15 protein-coding genes are annotated in these 23,504 nt (G+C 50.7%); 6 read left to right on the top strand and 9 right to left on the bottom strand.

Features of this window, described 5'->3' with window-relative positions; all coding sequences use genetic code 11:
• Positions 1–356: 356 nt before the first annotated feature.
• Genes cobA through nirB form a run of 4 tightly spaced genes read right to left on the bottom strand, consistent with a single transcriptional unit; the run spans position 357 to position 7,020 of the window.
• Positions 357–1,172: a uroporphyrinogen-III C-methyltransferase gene (cobA, locus tag QL234_RS28265; protein WP_281561110.1), complete on the bottom strand. Its 816-nt coding sequence runs from the start codon at positions 1,170–1,172 to the stop codon at positions 357–359.
• A gap of 53 nt (positions 1,173–1,225) precedes the next feature.
• Positions 1,226–4,018 carry a nitrate reductase gene (locus QL234_RS28260; RefSeq protein ID WP_281561109.1) on the bottom strand — a complete coding sequence of 931 codons (2,793 nt, stop codon included), beginning with the start codon at positions 4,016–4,018 and terminating at the stop codon, positions 1,226–1,228.
• Between the two features lie 60 nt (positions 4,019–4,078).
• Positions 4,079–4,414: a nitrite reductase small subunit NirD gene (nirD, locus tag QL234_RS28255; RefSeq protein ID WP_281561108.1), complete on the bottom strand. Its 336-nt coding sequence runs from the start codon at positions 4,412–4,414 to the stop codon at positions 4,079–4,081.
• 11 nt (positions 4,415–4,425) lie between these two features.
• Positions 4,426–7,020 carry a nitrite reductase large subunit NirB gene (nirB, locus tag QL234_RS28250; protein WP_281561107.1) on the bottom strand — a complete coding sequence of 865 codons (2,595 nt, stop codon included), beginning with the start codon at positions 7,018–7,020 and terminating at the stop codon, positions 4,426–4,428.
• Between the two features lie 323 nt (positions 7,021–7,343).
• Between nirB and QL234_RS28245 the strand changes: the two genes are divergently transcribed.
• Positions 7,344–9,218 (top strand): tetratricopeptide repeat protein, encoded by a 1,875-nt coding sequence (locus QL234_RS28245; protein WP_281561106.1) that lies wholly within the window; start codon positions 7,344–7,346, stop codon positions 9,216–9,218.
• Positions 9,219–9,224: 6 nt separating this feature from the next.
• On the opposite strand, the gene QL234_RS28240 is transcribed toward QL234_RS28245, so the two are convergent.
• Both QL234_RS28240 and QL234_RS28235 read right to left on the bottom strand, forming a co-directional pair.
• A complete protein-coding gene (locus QL234_RS28240) occupies positions 9,225–10,085 on the bottom strand; it encodes an AraC family transcriptional regulator (RefSeq protein ID WP_281561105.1) in 861 nt (286 codons plus the stop codon).
• A gap of 26 nt (positions 10,086–10,111) precedes the next feature.
• Positions 10,112–10,708, bottom strand: coding sequence for a LysE family translocator (locus QL234_RS28235; RefSeq protein ID WP_281561104.1), 597 nt, complete (start codon positions 10,706–10,708; stop codon positions 10,112–10,114).
• Positions 10,709–10,897: 189 nt separating this feature from the next.
• Between QL234_RS28235 and QL234_RS28230 the strand changes: the two genes are divergently transcribed.
• From QL234_RS28230 to QL234_RS28215, 4 genes are all read left to right on the top strand, one after another.
• Positions 10,898–11,659 carry a transporter substrate-binding domain-containing protein gene (locus QL234_RS28230; protein WP_281561103.1) on the top strand — a complete coding sequence of 254 codons (762 nt, stop codon included), beginning with the start codon at positions 10,898–10,900 and terminating at the stop codon, positions 11,657–11,659.
• A gap of 380 nt (positions 11,660–12,039) precedes the next feature.
• Positions 12,040–14,886, top strand: coding sequence for a molybdopterin cofactor-binding domain-containing protein (locus QL234_RS28225; RefSeq protein WP_281561102.1), 2,847 nt, complete (start codon positions 12,040–12,042; stop codon positions 14,884–14,886).
• Positions 14,883–15,416: a 2Fe-2S iron-sulfur cluster-binding protein gene (locus QL234_RS28220; RefSeq protein WP_281561101.1), complete on the top strand. Its 534-nt coding sequence runs from the start codon at positions 14,883–14,885 to the stop codon at positions 15,414–15,416. The genes QL234_RS28225 and QL234_RS28220 overlap by 4 nt, the downstream gene beginning before the upstream one ends.
• The gene (locus tag QL234_RS28215; RefSeq protein ID WP_281561100.1) at positions 15,416–16,675 is read left to right on the top strand and encodes a cytochrome c; all 1,260 of its coding nucleotides are present in this window, start codon (positions 15,416–15,418) and stop codon (positions 16,673–16,675) included. The genes QL234_RS28220 and QL234_RS28215 overlap by 1 nt, the downstream gene beginning before the upstream one ends.
• Positions 16,676–16,739: 64 nt before the next feature.
• On the opposite strand, the gene QL234_RS28210 is transcribed toward QL234_RS28215, so the two are convergent.
• The 3 genes from QL234_RS28210 to QL234_RS28200 all read right to left on the bottom strand — a co-directional run bounded on the left by QL234_RS28210 (position 16,740) and on the right by QL234_RS28200 (position 21,678).
• Positions 16,740–18,020 carry an aminotransferase class I/II-fold pyridoxal phosphate-dependent enzyme gene (locus QL234_RS28210; protein ID WP_281561099.1) on the bottom strand — a complete coding sequence of 427 codons (1,281 nt, stop codon included), beginning with the start codon at positions 18,018–18,020 and terminating at the stop codon, positions 16,740–16,742.
• 134 nt (positions 18,021–18,154) lie between these two features.
• Positions 18,155–19,930, bottom strand: a complete 1,776-nt coding sequence (locus QL234_RS28205; protein ID WP_281561098.1) for a bifunctional protein-serine/threonine kinase/phosphatase — start codon at positions 19,928–19,930, stop codon at positions 18,155–18,157.
• A gap of 272 nt (positions 19,931–20,202) precedes the next feature.
• On the bottom strand, positions 20,203–21,678 hold the full coding sequence (locus tag QL234_RS28200; RefSeq protein ID WP_281561097.1) for a NarK family nitrate/nitrite MFS transporter: 1,476 nt from the start codon (positions 21,676–21,678) through the stop codon (positions 20,203–20,205).
• A gap of 405 nt (positions 21,679–22,083) precedes the next feature.
• On the opposite strand from QL234_RS28200, the gene QL234_RS28195 reads away from it, so the two are divergent.
• On the top strand, positions 22,084–23,463 hold the full coding sequence (locus tag QL234_RS28195) for a glutamine synthetase (protein WP_281561096.1): 1,380 nt from the start codon (positions 22,084–22,086) through the stop codon (positions 23,461–23,463).
• Positions 23,464–23,504: the final 41 nt, after the last annotated feature.

Genomic DNA, 23,504 nt, shown 5'->3' with positions numbered 1-23,504 from the left:
CTGTAAGCCCTGGTTTTTATTTTTATGGCCGATATTTTCTCACGGGCCGGATAAAACAAGTTGATTTAAATCAAGCTGTATCTGGCTGTCGGTTATTTGGTGGAAATCCTTGATATATATCAAGGATTTTTGTTGTAGAGCCGAGGCGAGAACTTCTGGATCTGCTTTGGCGGGGGTCGTTTAAGATAAAATGATGCCGGTTTAACAATAAATGCATGATAAGTCCTTTTGCTGTTCGTGATTTATTTGCTTTTGCCTGCTGCAGCCTGGCTATCTGTGATGGCTTGGTCGTTCAGTGTTAGCCATTTTGATTGCCATAGCCCTGATTTTAACGAAAATAATATTTTAAGCTTAGTCTATGAGTGCTGCTTTGCCAGCAGAGGTAAGTCAACCTTTTGTCGTTTATTGACCACTTCGCCAACAATGATCAGGGCGGGGCCGGTGAAGTCATGCCATAAGGCTTGTTGACCGACGCTGCCAAGGGTAGTGCAGCATACTTGCTGCCCTGTGGTGGTACCCTGGTCGATAATGGCCATGGGCAGGTGTTTATCCATACCATGGTCTATCAGCTGATCGGCGATATCCGTTATGCGGTTTAAGCCCATATAAAACACCAGAGTGTCCCGGCTTGAAGCCAGGTTTTGCCAGTCCGGCTGCTCTGCCGGATTTTTAAAGTGGGCGGTAACAAAGCGTACCGACTGGCTGCAGCTGCGTTCGGTTAGCGGTATGCCGCTATAGGCGGCGCAGCCGCTGGCGGCGGTTATGCCCGGTATGATGGCAAAAGGAATATCATGGGCTGACAGCGCCCGGGTTTCTTCATTCAGGCGTCCGAAGATGCTGGGATCACCGCCTTTTAAACGCACCACCTGTTTACCCATAAGGGCGTGCTCAGTTAACAGCTGGCAAATTTTTTCCTGGGGCATGCTGTGGTGGCCGGCTCTTTTACCGACAAAAACCGTTTCGGTTTTTGCCGGTAAAAGCTTGAGTATCTCCTTATTGGCAAGCCAGTCGTATAAAACAATATCTGCCTGTTGCAACAGGCGATAGGCTTTAACCGTCAGCAGTTCAACATCGCCGGCGCCGGCGCCGATGAGATATACGCAGCCCCTGTGTCTTTGATGCTGAGTTGTTGTCTTGGCCGGTAATCCTCCTTTTACTAGTTTGTGTTGCATGTGAGTAACAAAGCCGTTTAAACGCAACCAGCTTTGATTGAAAAAACCTGAATTCATGTAATAACCTCTTCGGGTTCATCCGACGGGATGAAGGTGTGTACTAACGCCTGCTGTTTTTCGCTCTCTGGTTCCCTGGCCTGATGCTCCCGGAGCAGACTGCTGAGTTCGGTTTTGCAGGAGCCGCAGTTGGTGCCGCATTTCAGCGTGGCGCCTAAGGCATCGACACTGCTGATGCCGTCGTTTTCGATGGCGGCAAGGATATCCTGCTCATACACACTGAAACAGGAGCAGATTTTCCGCCCCTTGTTTTTCGGGGCTTTGGCCAGCAGCAGGGCATTAATTTGCCCGGCATCGGTTTCTTTACTTTCCAGCAGCTCGTTGAGCCAGCTGTCATTTAATTTGATTGGTTTATCACTGATAAAGACAAAGGCGTTAAAACCTTGCTCTGCCAAGGCAATAAGCTGGTGAGTGTGCTCATTTTGGTGGCTTAGCCAGCTGTTGCCTGCCTGGGAAGCCTGTGAAGCGCTGTCCTCGATGGTCCGGCTGATCTGCTGTTTCAGCTGCCCGGCTAAATCCGTGACTTCCTGCTCGAAATAACAGTGATAGACAGGCCCTTGTACGCCCTGATGCTGTATCCAATGGCAATGGCCGGGTAAACCGGCAGTGAAATTTTTCAGGGACAAAGGGCTGTAAATCAGCGCATATTGTTTAATCGCGGTTTTTTCCACTTGTACCGGCGCCTGTTTGAATTCCGGCTGCCCGGAAACCGGGTCGACAATGGCGGCGAATAATTGATTGGCGGTAGCGGATGAGGCAAATTCCCGGTTCCAGTGGATAGGAACAAATAATTGTTTGACATCAACATCGTCCGAGAGTTTTGCCTGCAAAAAAACCGCGCCGGTTTCATTGCTTACCTTGACCATCTCTCCATCACTCACCCCCAGAGATTGAGCGTCTGCAGGGTTAAGGGTGACTTCCGGCGCCTTAGTATGTTCCGCCAGGATATTCGCCTTGCCGGTACGTGTCATGGTATGCCATTGATCCCGCAAGCGGCCGCTGGTTAAGCTAAAAGGATAATCGGCAGAGCAGGCCAGCTTGGGTTTGGCCGGAGAGACGGCGATAAAATTGGCCTTACGGTTGTCGGTAAAGAAACTGCCGTCCGCCAGTATCCGGGCACAGCCCTGAGGGTATTTGGCATTCACCGGCCACTGGACGGGTCTTAGCCGGTCGTATTCATCCGTTGTCAGTCCGGTCAGCCCGGATAAGTCCAGCGCCCGGTCGCCGTTGTTGTTGCAGGCGGTGAGCCTGGCATGTTCGTCAAATATTTCTGCCGGTCCCGAGTAGTTAAAGCCCTGATCAAACCCCATGGCTTTTGCCACCCGGCTGATGATTTGCCAGTCATCGAGGGCTTCACCCGGCGGCGTTAATAACCCCCGCTGGCGTGAGATCCTGCGCTCTGAGTTGGTGACGGTACCGTTTTTCTCCGACCAGCTGCTGGCGGGTAACTTGACCTCGGCAAAGGCCAGGGTATCGTTGCTGGCGACGCAATCGGATACCACAACAAAGTCACAGTTGGCTAAGGCCCGCTCGACTTTGGCCCGGTCGGGCAGGCTGACGGCGGGGTTGGTGGCCATGATCCACACGGCTTTGACCTTGCCCTCGTTGATCTTATCGAATAAATCGGTCGCCTTATATCCGGGGGCGCTGGCGATGGTCGGGGATTGCCAGAAGTTTTGTACCAGCGCTCTGTGTTCGGGGTTGTCGATATCCATATGGGCCGCCAGCAGGTTTGACAGACCGCCGACCTCCCGGCCGCCCATGGCATTGGGCTGGCCGGTAATGGAAAAAGGACCGCAGCCGGGTTTGCCGATTTTACCGCTGGCGAGGTGGCAATTGATGATGGCATTACATTTATCGGCGCCGGAGCTGGACTGGTTGATGCCCTGGGAGAAAAAATTGATCACCCGTTTGCTCCTTAAAAACGCCTGGTATAAACGCTTTAATGCGCTTTCGCTGAGCTCACAATAGTCAGCGGTTTTTGCCAGGGTCCATTGCCTGGCCTGATCAAGACAGGCGGAAAAATTATTGGTGTACTTGTCTATGTATTGCTGATCCAGTCCCCGGTTATCGGCGAGGAAATTTAACAAGCCGTTAAATAAGGCGGCATCTGTGCCGGGTTTGAGCGGCAGGTGAATGTCGGCCAGTTCGGCGCTGGCGGTGCGCCTGGGATCTATGGCAAAAATTTGCAGCTTCGGATTGACGGCTTTGGCTTTTTCCATGCGCTGGAACAGCACCGGATGGGTCCAGGCGGCATTGGAGCCGGTTAACAGGATCAGATCGGTATTTTCCAGATCCTGATAACTGCAGGGCACCAGATCTTCGCCAAAGGCGCGTTTATAGCCGGATACCGCAGACGACATGCATAAACGCGAATTGGTATCTATATTAGCGCTGCCGATATAGCCCTTCATCAGTTTGTTGGCAACATAATAATCTTCCGTTAACAGCTGGCCGGAGCCGTAAAAAGCCACCGCATCCGGGCCATGTTCTTCGATGATTTGGCTGAACCTGGCGGCCACGGTTGCTATGGCCTTTTGCCAGCTGGTTTGCTTGCCGTCAACGACCGGGTGCAATAGCCGTCCCTGGTGGTGATTGGTGGCCAGTAAGTTGGTTCCTTTTACACATAAACGACCGAAATTGGCCGGGTGTTCCGGTGTGCCGCCCAGTTTAACCGCCTTGCCCTGCTCGACTGTGATATCAACGCCGCAACCGACGCCGCAATAGGGGCAACTAGTTTGTACACACTTACTTTCACTGCTTTGTTTATGTTTAATTAACTCACTCATCTTAACCTCTACTGCTGATAACGGGTGAAATGCCTTGTGATCAATCTAACGCCAATCCTGTTACGCCAATATCTGTACCTGTTCGTTTTCAATCCGGGTGGGGTAGTGGCGCACTGTGATGGCATCGTCATCCAGGCAGTGGCCGCTCGTTAATGAATACCTTTGTTTGTATAAGGGGGAAGCAACAAAAACCTCCCCCTGCTCGTCACCGGTAATGCCGCGGGAGAGCACGTTGGCCCTGCCTATGGGATCCCAGTTGGCGATAGAATATACCTGCTCGTTATTGATGAAAAAAATGGCCACCTGCTCATCCTGGTTGACTAAGGCGCATATGCCGGCGTCGGTGATCAAATCTTGTTTATGGCAGACGGTGTGCCAGTTTTTGTTATTAGCCATGGTTTTTCCTCTTATACAGGCCTGTTTTGGGTGATATCCAGGGTCGGGATCCGTTCCCCCCTGTGCTTTTCTTCCTCACGGGCCGGCCTGATTTGCGCCCGCTCGGTGACAAACTGGACATTGCTGTCACTTTTGCCGGAATTGACAAATTGACGGAAACGTTTCACTTTTTCCGGATTATTTATGGTGGTTTTCCATTCGCACTGGTAGCTGGCGACTATGGCTTGCATTTGCGCTTCGAGTTCATCATTGATGCCGAGATGGTCGTCGATAACCACAGATTTGGCATACTCCAGGCCCCCTTCGAGGTTTTCCAGCCAGACCGAGGTACGCTGCAACCGGTCCGCCATGCGGATATAAAACATCAGGTAGCGGTCGATATATTGCACTAAGGTTTTATCGTCCAAATCCGTGGCAAAGAGATCGGCATGTCTTGGTTTCATGCCGCCATTGCCGCTGACATAGAGGTTCCAGCCGTGTTCGGTGGCGATCACCCCGATATCTTTGCTTTGTGCCTCGGCGCATTCCCGGGTACAGCCGGACACGGCGAATTTAAGCTTATGGGGGGAGCGCAGGCCCTTGTATCTTTCTTCAAGAAATATTGCCATCGACATGCTGTCCTGAACCCCGTAACGGCACCAGGTGTCGCCGACACAGGATTTGACCGTGCGCAGGGATTTGCCGTAGGCGTGACCGGTTTCCATGCCGGCGTCGATTAATCGCTTCCAGATATCCGGCAGTTGCTCGACCCGGGCGCCGAATAAATCGATGCGCTGGCCGCCGGTGATCTTGGTGTATAAATTATATTGCTTGGCCACTTCGCCGATCACGATCAGTTTATCCGGGGTGATCTCTCCTCCCGGGATCCTGGGCACGACGGAATAAGTACCGTCCTTTTGCATATTGCCGAGAAAGATATCATTGGTATCCTGCAGCGGTATATGGGCGTCCTCCAGGATATAATCGTTCCAGGTTGATGCCAGGATAGAGGCCACCGTCGGCTTACAAATTTCACAGCCGAGCCCCTGGCCATGTTTACTGATCAGCTGCTCGAAGGTTTTGATCTGCTCGGCTTTGATAATGTGGAATAATTCGGTGCGGTTATAGGCAAAATGCTGGCAGAGATCTTTTTTCACTTCCACGCCGCGTTTGCCGAGCTCGGCTTCAAAGACATTTTTCAGTAGTGCGCTGCAGCCGCCGCAGCCGGTGCTGGCCTTGGTGCAGGACGTGAGCTGTTTAAGCTCGGTGTTGCCGTTGTCTATGGCAGAGATGATATCGCCCTTGGTGACATTGTGGCAGGAGCAGATGGTGGCGGTATCCGGCAGGCTCTCGGCCCCCAGTGCAGGTTTTTCTCCCTGCAGGCTTGGCAGGATCAGGCTTTCCGGCATCTCGGGTAATTCAATGCCGTTGAGGGCATATTGCAATAAGGTATCATAATCCTCGGTATCCCCCACCAGCACGGCGCCGAGCAGGTGTTTGCCGTCGGGACTGACGACAATTTTTTTATAGGTTTGCGCCACCTGGTTTTCATAGGTATAACATCTGGCCTGAGGGGTTTTGCCGTGGGCATCGCCGATAGAGCCGACATCGACCCCCATCAGCTTTAACTTGGTGCTCATGTCTGCCCCGGTAAACTGCTTGTCTTCGCCCTGGATATGGGCGGCGGCGACTTTAGCCATCTGGTATCCCGGGGCTACCAGGCCAAAAATAAAGTTATTCCACAGGGCGCATTCGCCGATGGCGTAAATATCTTTATCTGAGGTCAGGCAATGGTTATCCACCACTATGCCGCCGCGCTCACCCAGGGCGAGATCAAACTCCCTGGCCAGGTTGTCGTAGGGACGGATGCCGGCGGAAAACAAGATCAAATCGGTTTCCAGGTGACTGCCGTCGGCGAACTCCATCCTGTGGTTGCAATCCTGACCATGGGTAATGATGTTAGTGGCTTTTTCGGTATGCACCTTGACGCCGAGCGCTTCGATCATAGATCTCAGCAGCTGCCCGCCGGACTTGTCTAACTGCACCCCCATTAATTGCGGGGCAAATTCCACCACATGGGTTTCCAGTCCCAGTTGTTTGATGGCATTTGCCGCTTCCAGCCCGAGCAGGCCGCCGCCGACGACAACGCCGACTTTACCCTGGCGGGCGGAGTGTTCGATGGCGGCTAAATCTTCTATGGTGCGGTACACCAGGCAATGCTGCCTGTCATTGCCTTCGATCGGCGGCACGAAAGGATAAGAGCCTGTGGCCAGGATCAGTTTGTCATAGCTAAAGCTTTTGCCCTGGGCTGTGGTGACGGTTTTGTCGCTTTTATTTAATGCAACCACTTTGGCGTCAAGTTCAAAGGTTACGCCCAGTTCATGGTATGCCTCTGGGGTGGTCAGCGCGAGATCTTCTGCGCTTTTACCGGAAAAATAACTGGATAAATGCACCCGGTCGTAGGCGAGGCGGGATTCCGCCGACAACACGGTAATATCGTAGTCTTGCGCCTTAGCCGAGAGGCAGAGCTGTTCAACAAAGTGATGACCCACCATGCCATTACCTATGACAACAATTTTCTGCTTTGCTGAGCTTTGCTTTTTGGAAGTGACTACACTTGTGTTCATCTGGAACAACCCTCTATCTATATACTGTGTGCGGCTAGCATTTCGCGCATCAGATAAAGCACTAACTGCTTTATAAATGAAATACCGTTTTTTTCTGGTTAACAAAGAGCAAACAAAGTGCCATAGAGGTAAAGGCGTTAAATATCAGTTGCTTACTTGGTTTTTTGAGGTTTGGAACCGGCAGTTTGCACCTTAGTGAACAAAGCCATGCACTAGGGAAGTGCAATATTTACGCAAATTTATGAAAGCTTGATACTTTGTTATTGATTTATAGCAAGGGTCTTCTACATTTAATAACACGAGCAAACCTAGGGACGGGTAACATGGACTTTATTGCTAACCTCTTTCAGACCGTATTCCTGCTTAATACCACAGAGATCACCTTAATTTTATTGGCTGTTGCCCTTGTTGTTATTTTACTCAGCCAAAAACGCATCCAGCCCGTGATAAAAAGCCTGACCGCCCCTTTATTCAAGCGGATACGGCTCAGTGTGCTGTACTTATTGCCAAAGAAACAGCAGGAGTCGATTTTTAACAAAGAAATTTGCTCTGTGCTTAATCAGGCCAGGGGCTTTAGGTTAAAGGGGCAGTTTACCGAAGCCAAGAGTATGTATCAGAAAGTGATTGATAAAGTAGAAGTTTATCTAGATGAAGCGGCGGTGGTTTTTGAGCATGAGCATGATGACAAGCTGGTGTGCGCCCAGGCTTATCTGGATGCCGGCCATGATTGCCAGAACCGGGGAGAGTTCAGCCATGCGCTGGAGCATTACCGTCATTCCCGGGAGCTGACCTCGGGCACGGATGAGAAAAGCAAAATTTGCCATGCCTCGGCGACGTCCGCCTCGGCTTTTATCCACCATGTTCAGGGGGATGATGAAGCTGCCTTACAGGAATTTAACCAGGCAAGGCAGGTTTTTGAACAGCTGGACGAGCGCCTGGGGGTTGCCGGGACTTATAAGGGGCTGGCGCGTATTTCTTACGTGGCCGGACACCTGCAGGATGCCTTGTCCTATTATAACCAGGCCTACGGCGAGTATGTTGAAGCCAAAGACTCTTTCGGCCAGGCCCAGGTCAGGTTGGGCATAGGCGGCATATATCTGGCCCAGGGATTAACGGACAGAGCCCAATATGAGTTTGATCAAGCTTACGATATTTTCAAAAATGACAGTAATTTACGCGGTTTGGCCAGCACCATCTTTAATTATGCCCTGCTGGATCTGGACCGGCATAAAGTCTCGACCGCCTTGGGGGAGCTGCAAACGGCGAATGTTTTTTTTACCTTTATTGAAAGTAAATTTGAACAGGCCAATGCCTATTTGCTGCTGGGTCAGTCGCTGATCCAGACCATGAAGCTTGATGAGGCGGAAGAGGCGCTGGAAAAGGCTTATAAGCTTTATAAAAAGATGGGAGTAAGCTCTGGGCTGGCCCATGTCGATTATAGCCGGGGCAACCTGAAATTAACCGCCAATAACCATACCCTGGCCCGGCAGTATTACAGTAAAGCGATAGAAAGATATCCCAACAACCTCAGCAAGGCCCAGGCGCTGCGCAGTTTAGGCAACAGTTATTTTATCACTGGGGATTTTCAGCTGTCGGAGCAGAATTACCGCACCGGCTTGCAGATCTGTATGAATTTAAATTGCCGTAAAGATGAAGCGAAATTACGGCGCAGACTGGGTTATCTGGCGATGGTGCAGGGGAACTTTGAGGAGGCGGGCATGTTTTTTAACAGCTCGCTGGAGAGTCTGCCTGCCGATTGTGTTGAAGATAAAACCCTGGGGATCCTGTATAAGGCGATGCTGATCATAGAGAAATGTTATGATATCAGCGAAGAGTTGACGGAAAACCGCAAAACCGCCTTTGAGTACCACATGCAGTCGGCGGGAGAAGAATATCACCAGGCACTGCGTTTATATATCTATGGCCGCTATTACCTGCTTAAGGGTAAGCATTTCAGCGCCAGGGAATGCTTATTAACCGCCAAAAGCCATTTTGAACTTAATAACCAGTTATGCTGGCTGTTCCGTTGCTATTACGCCCTGGGGAAAAATGAGCTGGAAAACGGTTTGATTAATTTATCCGCCCATACTCGGGAAAATTCCCTGCATTATCTCAGACCGGGTTATCAGCTTGCCCAGCAGATGCAGTGCCAGCGCGCTGTCAGCCTGTTTAAAATATTGATCGAGCAATTGCGTTAACTTGCCTTAGCTGTGCTTGAACAGGTTTTGGTATTGCTTCGGGGTCAGGGCGATGCGTTTTTGGAAGTGGCGGTGAAAGTGGCTTTGATCGGCAAAGCCGAGTTTACCTGCGGTTTCGACAATACTCTTACCTTGCGCCAGCAGCTTTTTGGCTTTGCTGATCCTTTGATCCAACTGGAAGGCATGGGGGCTCTGGCCGTAAAGCTGTTTAAAACTGCGGATAAGGTGGTAGCGGCTTAATCCGGCGCAGGCGACAAACTCATCCAGAGAAAGGTTCGTTTCCAGCTGGTCCATGATCAGTTCTTTCACCTGATTAAGGCGGTAAATATCCCGTGTTGCCGGCTTGTCCGTGACACCGGAGCCCGGAGTAAAACGCGGCAACAGGTATTCTATTAACTGGCTTTCTAGTGTCAGGGGATTGGTATCTTGCTGCAAGCTGTTAAAAAGCCGGTTAAATTCCTGGTAGCTGGCGCTGTCGGTCTGATACATCTTGTCAAAAGCCAGGTAGTCCTGTCCCCGGGTATTCATGGCTTCTTGCTGCAAAGTGGCGACCCAGTCACTGTCGACAAATAACATGCGGTAACACCAGTCTCCCTTGCTCGGATTACAGGAATGGGCATCCCCGGGATTCATGGTGACGCTTGTACCTGCACCGATCTGGCCTTTATGGCGCATATTGTGGTAGTCGGCCATGCCGTTATCGATCACGCCGAATGAAAATTCGTCATGGGAATGGGTGTGGTAACAGGCAGCCGAGCGTGTCGCCCTGCGCATGGTGACATAGGGCAAGACCCGGGAGGTTTGATAAAACATGCCCTGACTTTGAGGGTTACTGTTCGCCGTAAGCGGCTGGTTTTTTTGGCTCATGGGTGCTCAGTAAGATAACAAATGCATCATTGGAAAATGGTCAATACCGTTGCCGCCAGCAATAACCCCATTACCCGGTTAAACATAACCTGATGGCGGATATCAGACAAGTACTTCTGTATTAAGGTGCCTATGGCCGCCCAGGTGGCAATGGAGAAAAAACACACCAGGGCGGAAATAATACAAAAGGCGAACAGGTAGCTTTGCCCCCGGTCGCTGGCGCCGACAAAGATGCTGCAGCCGGAGAGGGCAACCAGCCAGGCCTTGGGGTTGAGTCCCTGGGCGAGCATGCCTTCAAATAAACGCGGTGCCTTGGGACTTTGATGCCCGGCGGCTTGTGTTTTTGCCGTAGCCAGTTTATATGCCATATAGAGTAAAAAGCCAGCTCCCAGATATTGCAACAGGGAAAAAATACCGGGAAAAACCTCCAGTACCGCCAGCAGCCCGGAACCGGATAAAAAGACTATCAGGGTATAGGCCAGGCTGGCTCCTGTGATATGGGGTAAAGTTTTCCGGAAGCCAAAAGCCGCACCGCTGCCGGTCGCTATGATATTTACCGGCCCGGGAGAAATGGCCCCGGTGAGGGCAAAGATAAACATAGAGAGTAATATTGAAACCATCATTATTCGTTCTTAAGGCAATGAAAGGCTCAGGGTAAAAGCTCACGGACGGGAAATATTGAACAAAATTGCTGTTGCCGGGGAAGCGGGTATTAATCCCGGTAAAAAAAACATCATAATTAATGATGTTCGGGTGAAAACCTTTTACAGTGAGGGAAAAGGCTAACCCTAATTTAAGATGCTGAGTGTCATATGGATAAGCACAACAGGTTTTATCCGCTGTTTTTGCTCTGGCTCTATAGTGCCATCGCCTGGACACAGGAATCGCTCAGGGTGGTGACCGAACATTTGCCCCCTTATCAAATTGTCAGCAACAAACGTTTGGTGGCGGGCAGTTCCTACTTGTTAATGCAAGAGGTGTTAAAGCGTGCCGGGTATTCGGTGCAGATCGAAGCCTTGCCCTGGGCACGTGCCTACCAGACGGCGCTGACAGATAAAAATGTGGTGATTTTCTCCATGACTCGCAGCCGTGAACGCGAAAGCCTTTTTTATTGGATAGGTGAGCTCAGGGCGCTTAACTATAGCTTTTATTCACTAAGAGCCAGTACCGGGATCAGGGTCCATGCTATCGAGCAGGCATTGCATTATACCGTGGTCGCGGCCAGAAACAGTGTTGAAGCCGATATTTTACAGCAACAGGGCTTTAAACAGGGGAAAAACCTGATCTTAACTACCGGTCATGTCGAGGCCTGGCAAGTCTTGCTTAAAGGGCGTGCCGATATCATCTATGCCAATGAATTGATCGCCGACAGCATACATCTCAGTTTAGGAGAGCAAGTCACCCCGTTTGTTAAGCAGCCTTTTGCCGGTATACGGGCGGCGTTATATGTTGCGGCGAGTAAAACAAGCGATATTGAGATTATTAGCCGCTTGTCCCTGGCGCTGCAGTCGGTAAAACAAGACGGTACTTTTGAGAAGCTGGTCAACAGGCAGCCGCTTCTTCCCTCGCGGTAAAATTTATGCACTTCTGCTGTCAAAGGGTGCAGGGCAAGTTGGTAACAGGGAAAAGCTCACTTGTTCTGTTATTGCCCGGAGGCAGGCTTATTCGTGATTTTCCCCCTTTTTTTACTAAACTTAAAGCTGATAGCGGCAGTCGAATTGATTTTTCGTCACATGTGTCAGGAATTTGTTTCTTTTTCGAAATGATAAAGATAGAATCGCCTGTCGGGGGCTGACTCTGGGGTCCCCCCTCACTGCTAAGGCACTTATTTCTAAGCGTCATTACAACAACTAAAACCAAATACATCAAATGGACTCGTATGAAACATCCTGAAAAATCATGCGGCTACATTATGGTGCGCTGAAATTCAGATTGAGTATTACCGAGGTAAGCAATGAATTCTTTTAGTTCTTCCCGGCGAACGTTTATCAAGCGTTGCGTCATCAGCGGTATCGCCGTTTATTCCGCACCACTGCTTTGGAAAATGGGCAATAGCCAGGCGGGTGGTTTATCTGAAGCGTTAACCGCGCAATTTAAAGGCAACAATAAACTCAAATTCCGTATGGACGGTATTGCTAAGGTCACGGGTGAAAAAATTTATGGTCGGGATTACCGCGCCATGGACATGCCGGGCTGGCCGGATCAACAGGGTTATGCCTATATTTTGCGGCTGGACGATGCCGGGCATGTCTATCAAGGGTTTGATCTGAATATGCTGCCCCAGCAGGCAAGGCCCGGTCAGGTGATCACCGCCAAAGAACTTGCGCGCGACGGCGTAAGCCTGCCGCCATTTTTCGGCAGTGATATGTTATTGCCGGAGGGAAAAACCGCCCATTATCTCGGGCATGCGGTCGCGATTTTACTGTTTGATAATTTTGCCGCGTTTAAGCAGGCGAAAAACCTGTTGCAGTTTAATAAAAAAGTGATCCGCTACGGCGAAAAAACCGCGTTTGTTTCCGAAAGTAGAGATCCTTATACCAGCTGGCGTATTATCCGAGAAGAAGGTGAAAGCGGCCCGTCGGGTGAGGACAAATACAGTCCGTTGCAGGACGGGATCTTTTTCCCTAACTATAAAGCCCACCGACCCCAATGGCCGGAAGTGATGGATCAACAAGGCAGTGTTTCCGAGCGGGGCATGTATTATGCCGGCCGTATTAATGAAGATATTACCGGGGGCAATGAAAACTGGCAGGTGCTGGAAAGGGAGTACCGCACCCAGATCATAGATCCCATGATGATGGAGCCGGAAGCCTTTAACGGCTGGTTTGATGAAAAAGAAGGCACCTTCCACACAGTGATCACTTCGCAATCGCCGCAAGATTACCAGGAGCAGGCGGTGCATATGCTCAAGCATGGCCCGCTGGCGGGTAAAGTGAAGAACCTGGTGGTGCACTCTCCCTTTATCGGCGGTGGTTTCGGCGCCAAAGACCATTCCATCTTCCCTTATTACGGTTTAGTGGCCGCCATGTATGCCGGCAAACCTATGCGCCTGGCCAATGACAGGTTTGAGCAGTTTCAGGCGGGGTTAAAACGCCATCCTTTTACCATGAAAAACCGTTTGGCGGTGGATAAAAAGACCCTGAAAATAAAAGCCCTGACCGCAGATATGACGGTGGACGGCGGCGGCCGGGTCAACTTTACCGGCTCAGTGACTATGGTGGGGGCGACGGCGCTGCAGAGTATTTATTATATTCCCCGCAATGATATCAAGGCGACCGCCTATGCTTCCCGCAACCCCGACAGTGGCTCTATGCGCGGTTATGGCACCCTGCAATCCATGGCGACGATGGAGTCGATGATGAATGAAATGGCCGGCGATCTTAAGGTGGATGCCATAGATCTGCGCCGGGCCAATGTCATGGAATCCGGACAGCGCAATACCCAGGGGGCTATCCCTAACGGCGCCCTGCGTTACCGGGAAATGCTGGATATGGCGCAGCAGCATCCGATGTGGCTGGAGCGCGCGGCTAAAAAAGCCGCCTTCGAAGCGGCCAACCCGGGGAAAAAATACGGGGTAGGTTTTGGTATTACCACCAAAGATTACGGTACCGGGGCAGCATCGCCAAGTGCGGCGGTGCGCTTATCCAAATCAGGTAAAATTGAAGTTGATATCTGTTTTATGGAGATGGGCACAGGTACGCAAAGCTCGCAGGCGGTGGTGGTGAAAGATAAGCTTGGCGTGATCGCCGATAAGGTGACGGTCGCGGAAGTGGATGCCTGGCAGGCAATGCAGCAGATCCAGACCCATAACCCTTATTTTATTAACCAGCAGCAACAGGATGAGATGGAAAAAAATCCCCGCTGGACCCCGGTGATCGGTATGGCATCGGCGGCGTCGATGTCATCTTATTATCAAACCCATGCCACTAAAGCGGCGGCTGAGATCATTTTCCGCCATGGTATCTGGCCGGCGGCTGTGGCTATCTGGAGTGAAAAATACTTTAACGGTACCATGGCTCCTAATAACTTAAATGATGCCGGTGCAGCCCGCTGGGTTGACGGTAAGCTTACCACTCAAGGGTATCCGCCGTTATCAATTGAGGTGCTGGCGAAACGTGTCCATGACATGGGATTAGTCACAGGTGCCATGGTGCATGCCTTTAACCGTTGGGCCTGGAGCGAAGCGACCTATGACATCCTGGGGCAGGAAGTCAATTTAGAAGTAGATGGACTGGCACTGCAATACGGTGACGGGGCAAATGACCGGCTAAAAGCCGCCATGAATTCCAAAGGTTATCATCTGCTGGATCGTACCAGTGTTAACTACCCGGAAACCGCGTTAAATAATGCCATGGTGACCTACTATGCGCCTTGTGCTGCTATGGTGGAAATTGCCGTCAATGAGGGCAATGGCGAGGTAGAGATCTTAAACTCCCATACCTGGCTTGAAGCCGGTAAGGTGATTGTCGAAGAGCTGGTGGAAGGGCAAATACAGGGGGGACTGGCCATGGGCGTCGGTCATGCCCTGTATGAAGAAATCCCGTCATTTGAAGACGGCGCCGGTAACGGTACCTGGAACCTGAACCGTTATAAGGTGCCTAAGGCCGACCAGGTGGGGGTATGGCGCCAGCAACATACGATTTTACCACCGCTTTCCGATACAGATCCCAGCAAAGGCATAGGGGAGGTGGTGATGATCTCCATCGTACCTGCCCTGGTTGAAGCGGTATACCAGGCAATCTCTGTTCGTTTTTACGACCTTCCGATGACAGCACAAAAAATTAAGGGGGCGATTTCATGAGCCAACATATTCAAATGACAGTAAATGATCAGCAAGTCGGTCCGGTAGAAGTGCCGGAAGGGTTGAAAATGATCGAATTTTTACATGAATACCTGAACCTGACCGGCACCAAGTTTGGTTGCGGCGCCGGTGTTTGCCACGCCTGTACCGTGATAGTGGAAGGAAAAAACGGTGTCAGTGAAGTGGTCAGAACCTGTATCAGTGGTGTTGAGCGTTTTGTTGATAAAAAAGTACGCACCGTGGAAGGACATGCCAAGCGAAATGCCGCGGGTGAAATTACCGAGTTAACGCCGGTACAAATGGCGTTTTTGGAGCATTTTTCTTTCCAGTGCGGCTGGTGTACTTCGGGTTTTATCAATGAAACCACGGCGCTGATGGAAAGGCTGGCGCAAGCACCTGTGGCGGCAGCTGACGTGGAGCAGGTGATTGAAGAGGCGTTAAAGGAGCATATCTGTCGCTGTACCGGTTATGTTAAGTATTACCAGGGAGTGAAAGATCTGATCTTAAACACTAAGGGGCTGACCTACTGATGAAAGCAACAAGTTTATCAAGACATACCGGCTTTTCCCGGCGTCTCAAAGCCGCTTTGCTCTCTTTGGCTGTATTTGGCGGCACATCTGTGGCCCAGGCGGCACAAGATCAGGCCGCTTTAATTGCCCAGGGGAAATACCTGGCGGAAATCGGCGATTGTGTTGCCTGCCATACCCCGCAGGGAGGGCGTGAATTAAGCGGTGGTTTACCCTTTGAAACCCCTTTTGGTATCGTCTATTCCACCAATATTACCTCGGATAAGGAAACCGGTATCGGCCATTACAGCTATCAGGATTTTTACCGGGCCATGCATGAGGGCATAAGCCCGAACGGCAACCTCTATCCGGCCATGCCTTATACTTCCTATCATTTGTTGACGGACGCCGATACCCGGGCCCTGTATGCATATTTTATGAATACTAAGCCTGTCAGCCAGCAGAATAAGGAAAGCGAAATCGGTTTTCCCTTTAATATCCGCATGGGGCTAAAGGCATGGAACCTGATGAACCATGAGGACAGTGTGTTTACCCCCGACCCAACCAAAAGCGACAGCTGGAACCGGGGCAGTTACCTGGTGAATGTGCTCGGACATTGCGGTGAATGTCATACCCCGAGAAATGCAATTTTTGCCATGGAGCCCGAAGCGCATTTTCAGGGGACGGTATTGGATACTTTTGAGGCCTCCAATATCACCCCCGAAGAGCTGAACCGCCAAAACTGGACCCATGAAGATCTCAAGCAGCTGTTTACTAAGGGGTACTCCCGTAAAGGCACGGTTTTTGGCGGCATGTACCCTGTGGTCTACCATAGCTACAGCCACCTGACCGAGCAGGATATGCGCGCCGTGACCAGCTATTTGCTGGATAACGAAGCGGATATTGAGGCATTGCCGCTGGCCTTTAACGGCCATGATAAATCAGCCCCCGGCTATAACACCTACATGGGCTATTGCGCCGGTTGTCACGGCCAAGACGGTGAAGGGCGTCCCAATGTTGCCCCGGCGTTGGCGGGCAATGCTACTTTAGACCGTGCCAGTGTCTATAATGCCGTGTCTTTATTGCTTAACGGTATTGTCAGCCAGCACTATAACAGCACCACCAGTTTCTATGCCATGCCGGCATACGCGGATAAGTTTGATGATCAGCAGTTAACGGATCTGGTGAACTATATGCGTATCACCTGGACCAGTCAAAAAGCTGATATCGGGGTTTCTGAGGTAAAGGATATCCGCACTAATATGAAACAGTCCGTGCATTAACGGACCCTTTTACCTGAACCGGAAGGCCTTAATATAAGAGATTATATTAAGGCCTTTTTCTTGCCTAGAGATTGTTAATGCTCGCCAGTGCCTGTTCTACATCGGCAATGATATCGGCGATGTTTTCGATACCGACGGAGAGCCGCACCAGGTCGGCGCTGACACCGGCAGCAGCCAGCTCTTCATCGTTTAATTGCCTGTGGGTGGTGGAGGCCGGGTGGCAGGCCAGGGACTTGGCATCGCCAATATTCACCAGACGTAAGATCATCTGCAGGGCATCAATAAATTGTGCGCCGGCGGTTTTGCCCCCCTTAATGCCAAAACTGAGAATGCCGGAGGCCTTGCCGCCGGTGATTTTTTCGCAGGTTTCCCGGTAAGGACTGCCAGCAAGTGCCGCATAGTTAACCCAGGCCACCTTATCATGCTGCTGCAGATAGGCTGCCAGTTGCTCGGCATTGTCGCAGTGTCTTTCCATACGCAGTGCCAGGGTTTCCAGGCCCTGTAAAATTTGAAAAGCATTAAAGGGGGAGATTGCCGCTCCGGTATTTCTTAGCGGTACCACACGGCAGCGGCCAATAAAGGCTGCCTGTTCAAATGCCTGGCTATAGATGACATCATGATAGGAAGGATCCGGTTCATTCATGATCTTAAATCTTTCTTTATTGGCGACCCAGTCAAACTTGCCTGAGTCGACAATAATACCGCCGACAGAGGTGCCGTGCCCGCCTATGTATTTGGTCAGGGAGTGCACGACAATATCGGCGCCTAATTCAAAGGGGCGGCACAAAAACGGTGTGGCGACCGTGTTATCGACGATCAGCGGCACCCCGTGGCGGCGGGCAATATCCGCCAGCCGTGTTATATCGACAATATTGCCCGCCGGGTTGCCGATGGACTCACAATATAAGGCCCGGGTATTGTTATCTATCCGCTGCTCGAAACCGTCAAGCTCGTCGCCGGAAACGAAACGTACTTCTATGCCCTGTTTAGGCAGGGAATGGGCAAATAAATTGTAGGTACCGCCATAAAGCTCACTGGTGCTGACAATGTTAGTGCCTACTTCACAAAGGCACTGAACGGCATAGGTGATGGCTGCCATGCCGGAAGCAACCGCCAAAGCCCCTATACCTCCTTCCAGCGCGGTGATGCGCTGCTCCAAAACATCCGTGGTGGGGTTCATGATCCGGGTATAGATATTGCCCGGCACTTTTAAGTCAAAGAGATCGGCGCCGTGTTGGCTGTTATCAAAGGTATAGGAGGTGGTTTGGTAAATGGGCACCGCCGCCGCTTTGGTGGTCTCTTCCGAGCGGTAACCCTGATGTAAGGCAATTGATTCAAATTTCATAGTGCTTCCCTGGCCGTTATTGTTGTTTGAAAATCAACCATGATAATACCCTAAGCCTAAGGGAATTCAATGTATGTGTGATGCGGTTTTAGCGGTATTTTGCTTACCTTTTCCCCTGTGCGGGGGAAGGGGGATTAGGTAAACAAAGCGATTAAAAAGGCAATAAAGAGTACCAGGGAAACACCTTTCCAGAATTTTACCGGGTGGCGGCGGATAAACGGCAGGCGCTGGTATTGGTCCACGGCACTGGTATTGGGTTTATTCAGGTCGGCATAAAATTCGGAAAAAGCCTGGTAGCGCAGATCGGGATCCGGCGCTGTTGCACGTTTGAGGGCAATATCCAGCCAGGCCGGCAATTCAGGCCGGAATGCCCGTATGCTGCGGTATTGCCATTGGGAATAATCTTTAAAGGTAATTTCCGCCCGCACCATAGCTTTAAAGGGCAGTTCACCGCACAGCAGCTCATAACAAATGACCCCGAGAGAAAAAAGATCGCTGCGGTAGTCTGTGCTCATATGTAATAAGGTTTCCGGGGCAATATAGTTTAATGAGCCCTGGGGCACCGTTTCCGACAGGGTTTGCTGGTTTTCATCCAATGAGGCGACAAATACCGTACCGTAATCAATGAGTTTTACCTGGCCATACAGGTCGATCATGATATTGTCGGGTTTTAAATCCCGGTGCACCAGCTCCAGCCGCTGAAAAGCGCGCAGGGCAGAGATCACCTGGTTCATGATGTCTCTGACCTGGGCAATGGTTGGACCGGGATTATCATATATCCACTGGCTTAAGGTTTGCCCTTCAATATATTCGCATAACAGGTAAGTAAATTTACTCTTGCTGCGCCTGCGTTCTATTTTCATGACATTGTCATGTTTGATGCGTTCGCCGACCCAGGCTTCGCGCATAAAGCCCTGCAGGTAAATGGCGTCATCGGCCAGATTGGCGGAGGGGGCTTTTAAGACTAAGGGATCCGGCCAGTCGATGTGCTCTACCAGATATAAATGGGAACGGATACTGGCGTGGATCACTTTACGCACCAGGAAGTCGTCCAGCCTCATGCCGGGATGTAAAGCCGGCGGGATCACCTGGTTGAGAATATCCCGTTCGATTTCATCAAGCTTTCTTCTGGGCACATCTTTAACATAAACCAGCAGGCAACTGACATTATCATCACTGCCGATACTGAGCGCATGTTCGACGATACGTTTGCTGATATGTTCGAGCTCGGCATTGTCGGGGTCAGAAGAAATCGTGTTTAAATGGGCCCGGATGGCTTTTGCAGATAAAAAATCATGGATGCCGTCACAGGTTAGCATGTAAACATCCCCGGATTGCAGGTCGACGGTATGGGCATCCACCTGCAGACGGCTTTCTGCTCCCAGCGCCCGGGTCAGGATCACCTGCTGCCCCCCCTGTTTTCGGTTATGATCCCGGGTGATGGCTTCTATCTGGGCATCCCTGTACCTGCTGATGCGGGAGTCGCCGACATGAAAAACATAGCCGGTGGCCGATTTCAGTATCAGGGCGGAAAAGGTGGTCAGCCACTGCTGCTGCGGATAGTGTACGTCCAGCACCCCTTGCTGGGAATATAACCACTGGTTTAAGCCGGTAATGACCTTAGAGGCGGATTGCTGTGTGGACCAGGTTTCCGGGGTAGCGTAATATTCGCTGATAAACTGGGTGGTGGCCAATTGTGCGGCTTCGGCGGCTTTGCTGGCGCTGGAAACGCCGTCGGCCATGGTGGCGACTATACCCTTGATCATTTGTTCGTTTTCATCCGGGGTCAGGGCGGCAAAAGCGTCCTGGTTGACGGCTTTTTTACCGGCGCAGGAGTAGCCGCCATAACACACCTGCAGTCCGGAAAATGTGCTTACTTCCTCTGTTAACTTTGTATTAGCGATATTCATAACAGCCGATACTCATTTCGGTTAGTCGTAACAACCCGTCCTATAACCATACTACTTCAAGACGCAAGGATTTGCTCCTTGAAGTCGTCTTTATCGGCAAAAAAGATCAAGAAATATTGAACAACTTCATTAATATAGTGTTTTCACCTACTTCGGTGATAACTGCGTTTGGCTCTTCCTTGAGCCTGATCAATGCTCTGAAGAGCAAGATATATGGATTAATGCCATCAAGTACCTTTTAACAGCTTTGCTTGATGGCATTGTTTGCTTTGCTAATGACCGGAGACATTGATTAATTCTATGGTGCCGTCTTCACGTACTTCGGTGATAGTGCCGCTAGGCTCTTCCATAAATAACAAGGCGGTAAAACCCAGTACTGCGGTGCCGGCGATGACTAAAAAGAAGGTTTGATAGCTGACCATAGACAAGACGGTTAAATAGACCACAGCGCCGACATTACCATAAGCCCCTGTCATACCGGCGATTTGTCCGGTTAAACGGCGTTTAATCAAAGGTACGGCGGCAAATACCGCCCCTTCGCCCGCCTGGACAAAGAAAGAGCAGGCCATGGCGGCGATGACGGCGACAAACAGTGGCCAGGTATTATCTATGGCGGACATGGCCAGGTAACCCAGCGCCAGGCCCGCGGTTAAAATCAACAGGGTTTTCTTACGGCCGAATTTATCACTGATCCAGCCGCCGCCGGGGCGGGACATTAAATTCATAAAGGCGTACAGGGAAGCAAGCATGCCGGCATAAATCATATCCAGGCTGAAGACTTCGGCAAAAAATAACGGCAGCATAGAAATCACCGCCAGTTCAGAGCCGAAGGTGGCAAAATAAAGCACATTTAATACTACGACTTGTCTGAATTTATAACGGTGGGCTTCCGGTACTTCCTCTTTAAAGACCTGGTGGTTGACCTTATAGGTTTGCTTGATTTCCAGCAGGTATAAAAGGACTAAAGCGATATAGGCGATATTGGCGCCGGTCTCGGAAAGTAAATCCACACCGGCGGGAGAAAGTTTCCAGGTCAGCAGCACCAAAGCGGCATACATAGGTAACTTGGCTATCAGCAGTAAAAAGAAATCGCCCTTGCTGGTGACTTCCATGGCGCCGGTTTGCTTGGGTTTGAAATAGGTAGAGCCTTTGGGTGTATCATTGACATTGAAATACCAGATAAAACTAAATACCAAACTAAGTAAGCCGCTTAAGCCAATGGCATAACGCCAGCCATCATCGCCGCCAAAAAACAAGGCAATACCGGGTAATGACATTGCCGCCGCCGCGGAGCCGAAATTGCCCCAGCCGCCATAGATACCTTCGGCGGTGCCTAATTCATTGGCAGGAAACCATTCACTGACCATGCGGATACCAATCACGAAGCCGGCGCCGATAAAGCCCAGTAAAAAGCGGGCGATGGCTGCCTGTTCAAAGCTGTTTGCCATGGCAAACATAAAGCAGGGGATACTACAGATACCCAGCAATAAGCTGTAGGTCAGCCTGGGGCCGTATTTATCGGTGAGCATGCCGATAATCACCCGCGCGGGTATGGTCAGGGCGACATTAAGGATGAGCAGTGTTTTTATTTCACTGGCAGTCAATCCCAAGCTACTCCCTATGACCGCCAGCAGCGGGGCATGGTTAAACCAGACAACAAAGCTAATGAAAAAGGCGATCCAACTTAAGTGCAAAACTTTCATTTTGCCGGTGAAGGACCAAATCTTAATGCCATCTTGAGTACTCATCAAAACACTCCTTAATTCTAAATCAATCAGCCCTGCGCCTTGTTATTTTGTGAGACACAGAACGGTTTAGTCTCAAAAGAGGGCAGCAATCGTGATGCCAGCAAAAGAATTTATTTTATTGTCTTATTAATCATGATGTTAATTGTTGAGTGTTTTCGTTTGCCGGGCTTGCTTGCACTAAAGTTGGGGAAAGCGCACGAATTAAGTGCAAGCAGCTGTTGCCGATGATTTAGCCTGAAGCAGAAAGCGGGTTCGCTATTCATGGCAGCTTATTTATTTTGTGCATTGTGATATTTGCGGCTATTTTTAGAGAAGACAGTCCTTAAGCTTTTCTGTTTGTTTTCTCTAAAGAAAAACATGTCGTTATCTTGAAATAACAATAATTAACCGCAAAGGTGCAAAGCTATGATCAATCCCAGAGATGTCAATTCCGTCAGTGATGCCAAACAGCTGGTTGAACAGCGAAACTTAACCTATGTCAAGGTGGGGTTGTTTGATATCGACGGGGTTATGCGCGGCAAATATATGAGTAAAGAGAAATTTTTTTCTGCGCTTGAACACGGTTTTGCTTTTTGCGATGTGGTGCTCGGCTGGGACAGTCAGGATCAGTTGTATGAAAACACCGGGGTGAAATATACCGGCTGGCATACAGGTTATCCGGATGCACCGGTGAGGATTTTGCCCGAGACCTGCCGTGAATTACCCCTGGAAGAAAATACCCTGCTATTTCTATGTGAATTCAAAGCACCAACCGCCAGCATCTGTCCCAGGAATGTCCTCAACCGGGTGCTGGCGATGGCGGATGAGATGGGGGTGGATGCCTGTGCCGCCTTTGAATATGAATTCTTTTTATTTAACGAAACTCCGGACTCGGTCCGGGCCAAGGGCTACCGTAACTTAACGAGTTTTACCCCAGGCTTTTTTGGTTATTCCATGCTGCGTAATTCCACCCATGCCGAGTTATACCATGAGTTGCTGCAACTGGCGCGGGAGATGGACTTTCCCATCGAAGGCCTGCATACCGAAACCGGCCCCGGGGTACTGGAGGCGGCGATTGGCGTCGACGGCGCCCAAGCGGCCGCCGATAAGGCCGCCTTGTTTAAAACCTTTACCAAGGTCTGGGCGCAAAGGCGCCAGTTAATGGCGACCTTTATGGCTAAGTGGTCAAATGAATATCCGGGGCAGTCCGGCCATATCCATCTTTCCCTGCGGGATAAGCAATCCGGAGATAGCCTTTTTTATGATGCCGGGCAGGATATGACCATGAGTCAACAACAAGGACATTTTATTGCCGGTTTGCAACAACTGCTGCCGGAATTTATGGCCATGTATGCCCCGACCATCAATGCCTATTCCCGCGTGATCCCCGGTTATTGGGCGCCGACCCATGCCACCTGGGGCTGTGAAAACCGTACCACGGCCCTGCGCCTGATCCCCGGCAGTGAAAAGTCCCAAAGGGTTGAGTTCCGTCTCGGCTCGGCAGATGCCAATCCTTATCTGGCGCTGGCAGCGGCATTGGCCGCCGGCTTAACCGGCATCAAAGAGCAATGGGCGCCGGGAGAGATGCTCACCGGCAATGCCTATGAGCAAGAGTTGCCGCAGGCTTTGAAACTGCCGGATAACCTCAGCGATGCGACCCGGGCTTTTCGTCAGTCTGCAGCGGCAAAAGCATGCTTCGGGGCCGAGTTTGTCGAACATTTTAGTGCAACCCGTGACTGGGAAGTGCAGGAATTTCGCAAACACATCACCGACTGGGAGCTGGCGCGTTATTTCGAAATTATCTAGTGCTCGAGCTGGTTGCCGGGGCAGTTATACAGGTTTTAATA

Source organism: Thalassomonas sp. RHCl1 (genome assembly GCF_947387555.1).
Lineage (GTDB): Bacteria > Pseudomonadota > Gammaproteobacteria > Enterobacterales > Alteromonadaceae > Thalassomonas.
This window is presented reverse-complemented; position numbering and strand designations above follow the sequence as displayed.

Bases quoted from the DNA above. Each gene is read 5' to 3' on its own strand.
- cobA (WP_281561110.1), bottom strand. From the start codon at position 1,172: ATGCAACACAAACTAGTAAAAGGAGGATTACCGGCCAAGACAACAACT.
- QL234_RS28260 (WP_281561109.1), bottom strand. From the start codon at position 4,018: ATGAGTGAGTTAATTAAACATAAACAAAGCAGTGAAAGTAAGTGTGTA.
- nirD (WP_281561108.1), bottom strand. From the start codon at position 4,414: ATGGCTAATAACAAAAACTGGCACACCGTCTGCCATAAACAAGATTTG.
- nirB (WP_281561107.1), bottom strand. From the start codon at position 7,020: ATGAACACAAGTGTAGTCACTTCCAAAAAGCAAAGCTCAGCAAAGCAG.
- QL234_RS28245 (WP_281561106.1), top strand. From the start codon at position 7,344: ATGGACTTTATTGCTAACCTCTTTCAGACCGTATTCCTGCTTAATACC.
- QL234_RS28240 (WP_281561105.1), bottom strand. From the start codon at position 10,085: ATGAGCCAAAAAAACCAGCCGCTTACGGCGAACAGTAACCCTCAAAGT.
- QL234_RS28235 (WP_281561104.1), bottom strand. From the start codon at position 10,708: ATGATGGTTTCAATATTACTCTCTATGTTTATCTTTGCCCTCACCGGG.
- QL234_RS28230 (WP_281561103.1), top strand. From the start codon at position 10,898: ATGGATAAGCACAACAGGTTTTATCCGCTGTTTTTGCTCTGGCTCTAT.
- QL234_RS28225 (WP_281561102.1), top strand. From the start codon at position 12,040: ATGAATTCTTTTAGTTCTTCCCGGCGAACGTTTATCAAGCGTTGCGTC.
- QL234_RS28220 (WP_281561101.1), top strand. From the start codon at position 14,883: ATGAGCCAACATATTCAAATGACAGTAAATGATCAGCAAGTCGGTCCG.
- QL234_RS28215 (WP_281561100.1), top strand. From the start codon at position 15,416: ATGAAAGCAACAAGTTTATCAAGACATACCGGCTTTTCCCGGCGTCTC.
- QL234_RS28210 (WP_281561099.1), bottom strand. From the start codon at position 18,020: ATGAAATTTGAATCAATTGCCTTACATCAGGGTTACCGCTCGGAAGAG.
- QL234_RS28205 (WP_281561098.1), bottom strand. From the start codon at position 19,930: ATGAATATCGCTAATACAAAGTTAACAGAGGAAGTAAGCACATTTTCC.
- QL234_RS28200 (WP_281561097.1), bottom strand. From the start codon at position 21,678: ATGAGTACTCAAGATGGCATTAAGATTTGGTCCTTCACCGGCAAAATG.
- QL234_RS28195 (WP_281561096.1), top strand. From the start codon at position 22,084: ATGATCAATCCCAGAGATGTCAATTCCGTCAGTGATGCCAAACAGCTG.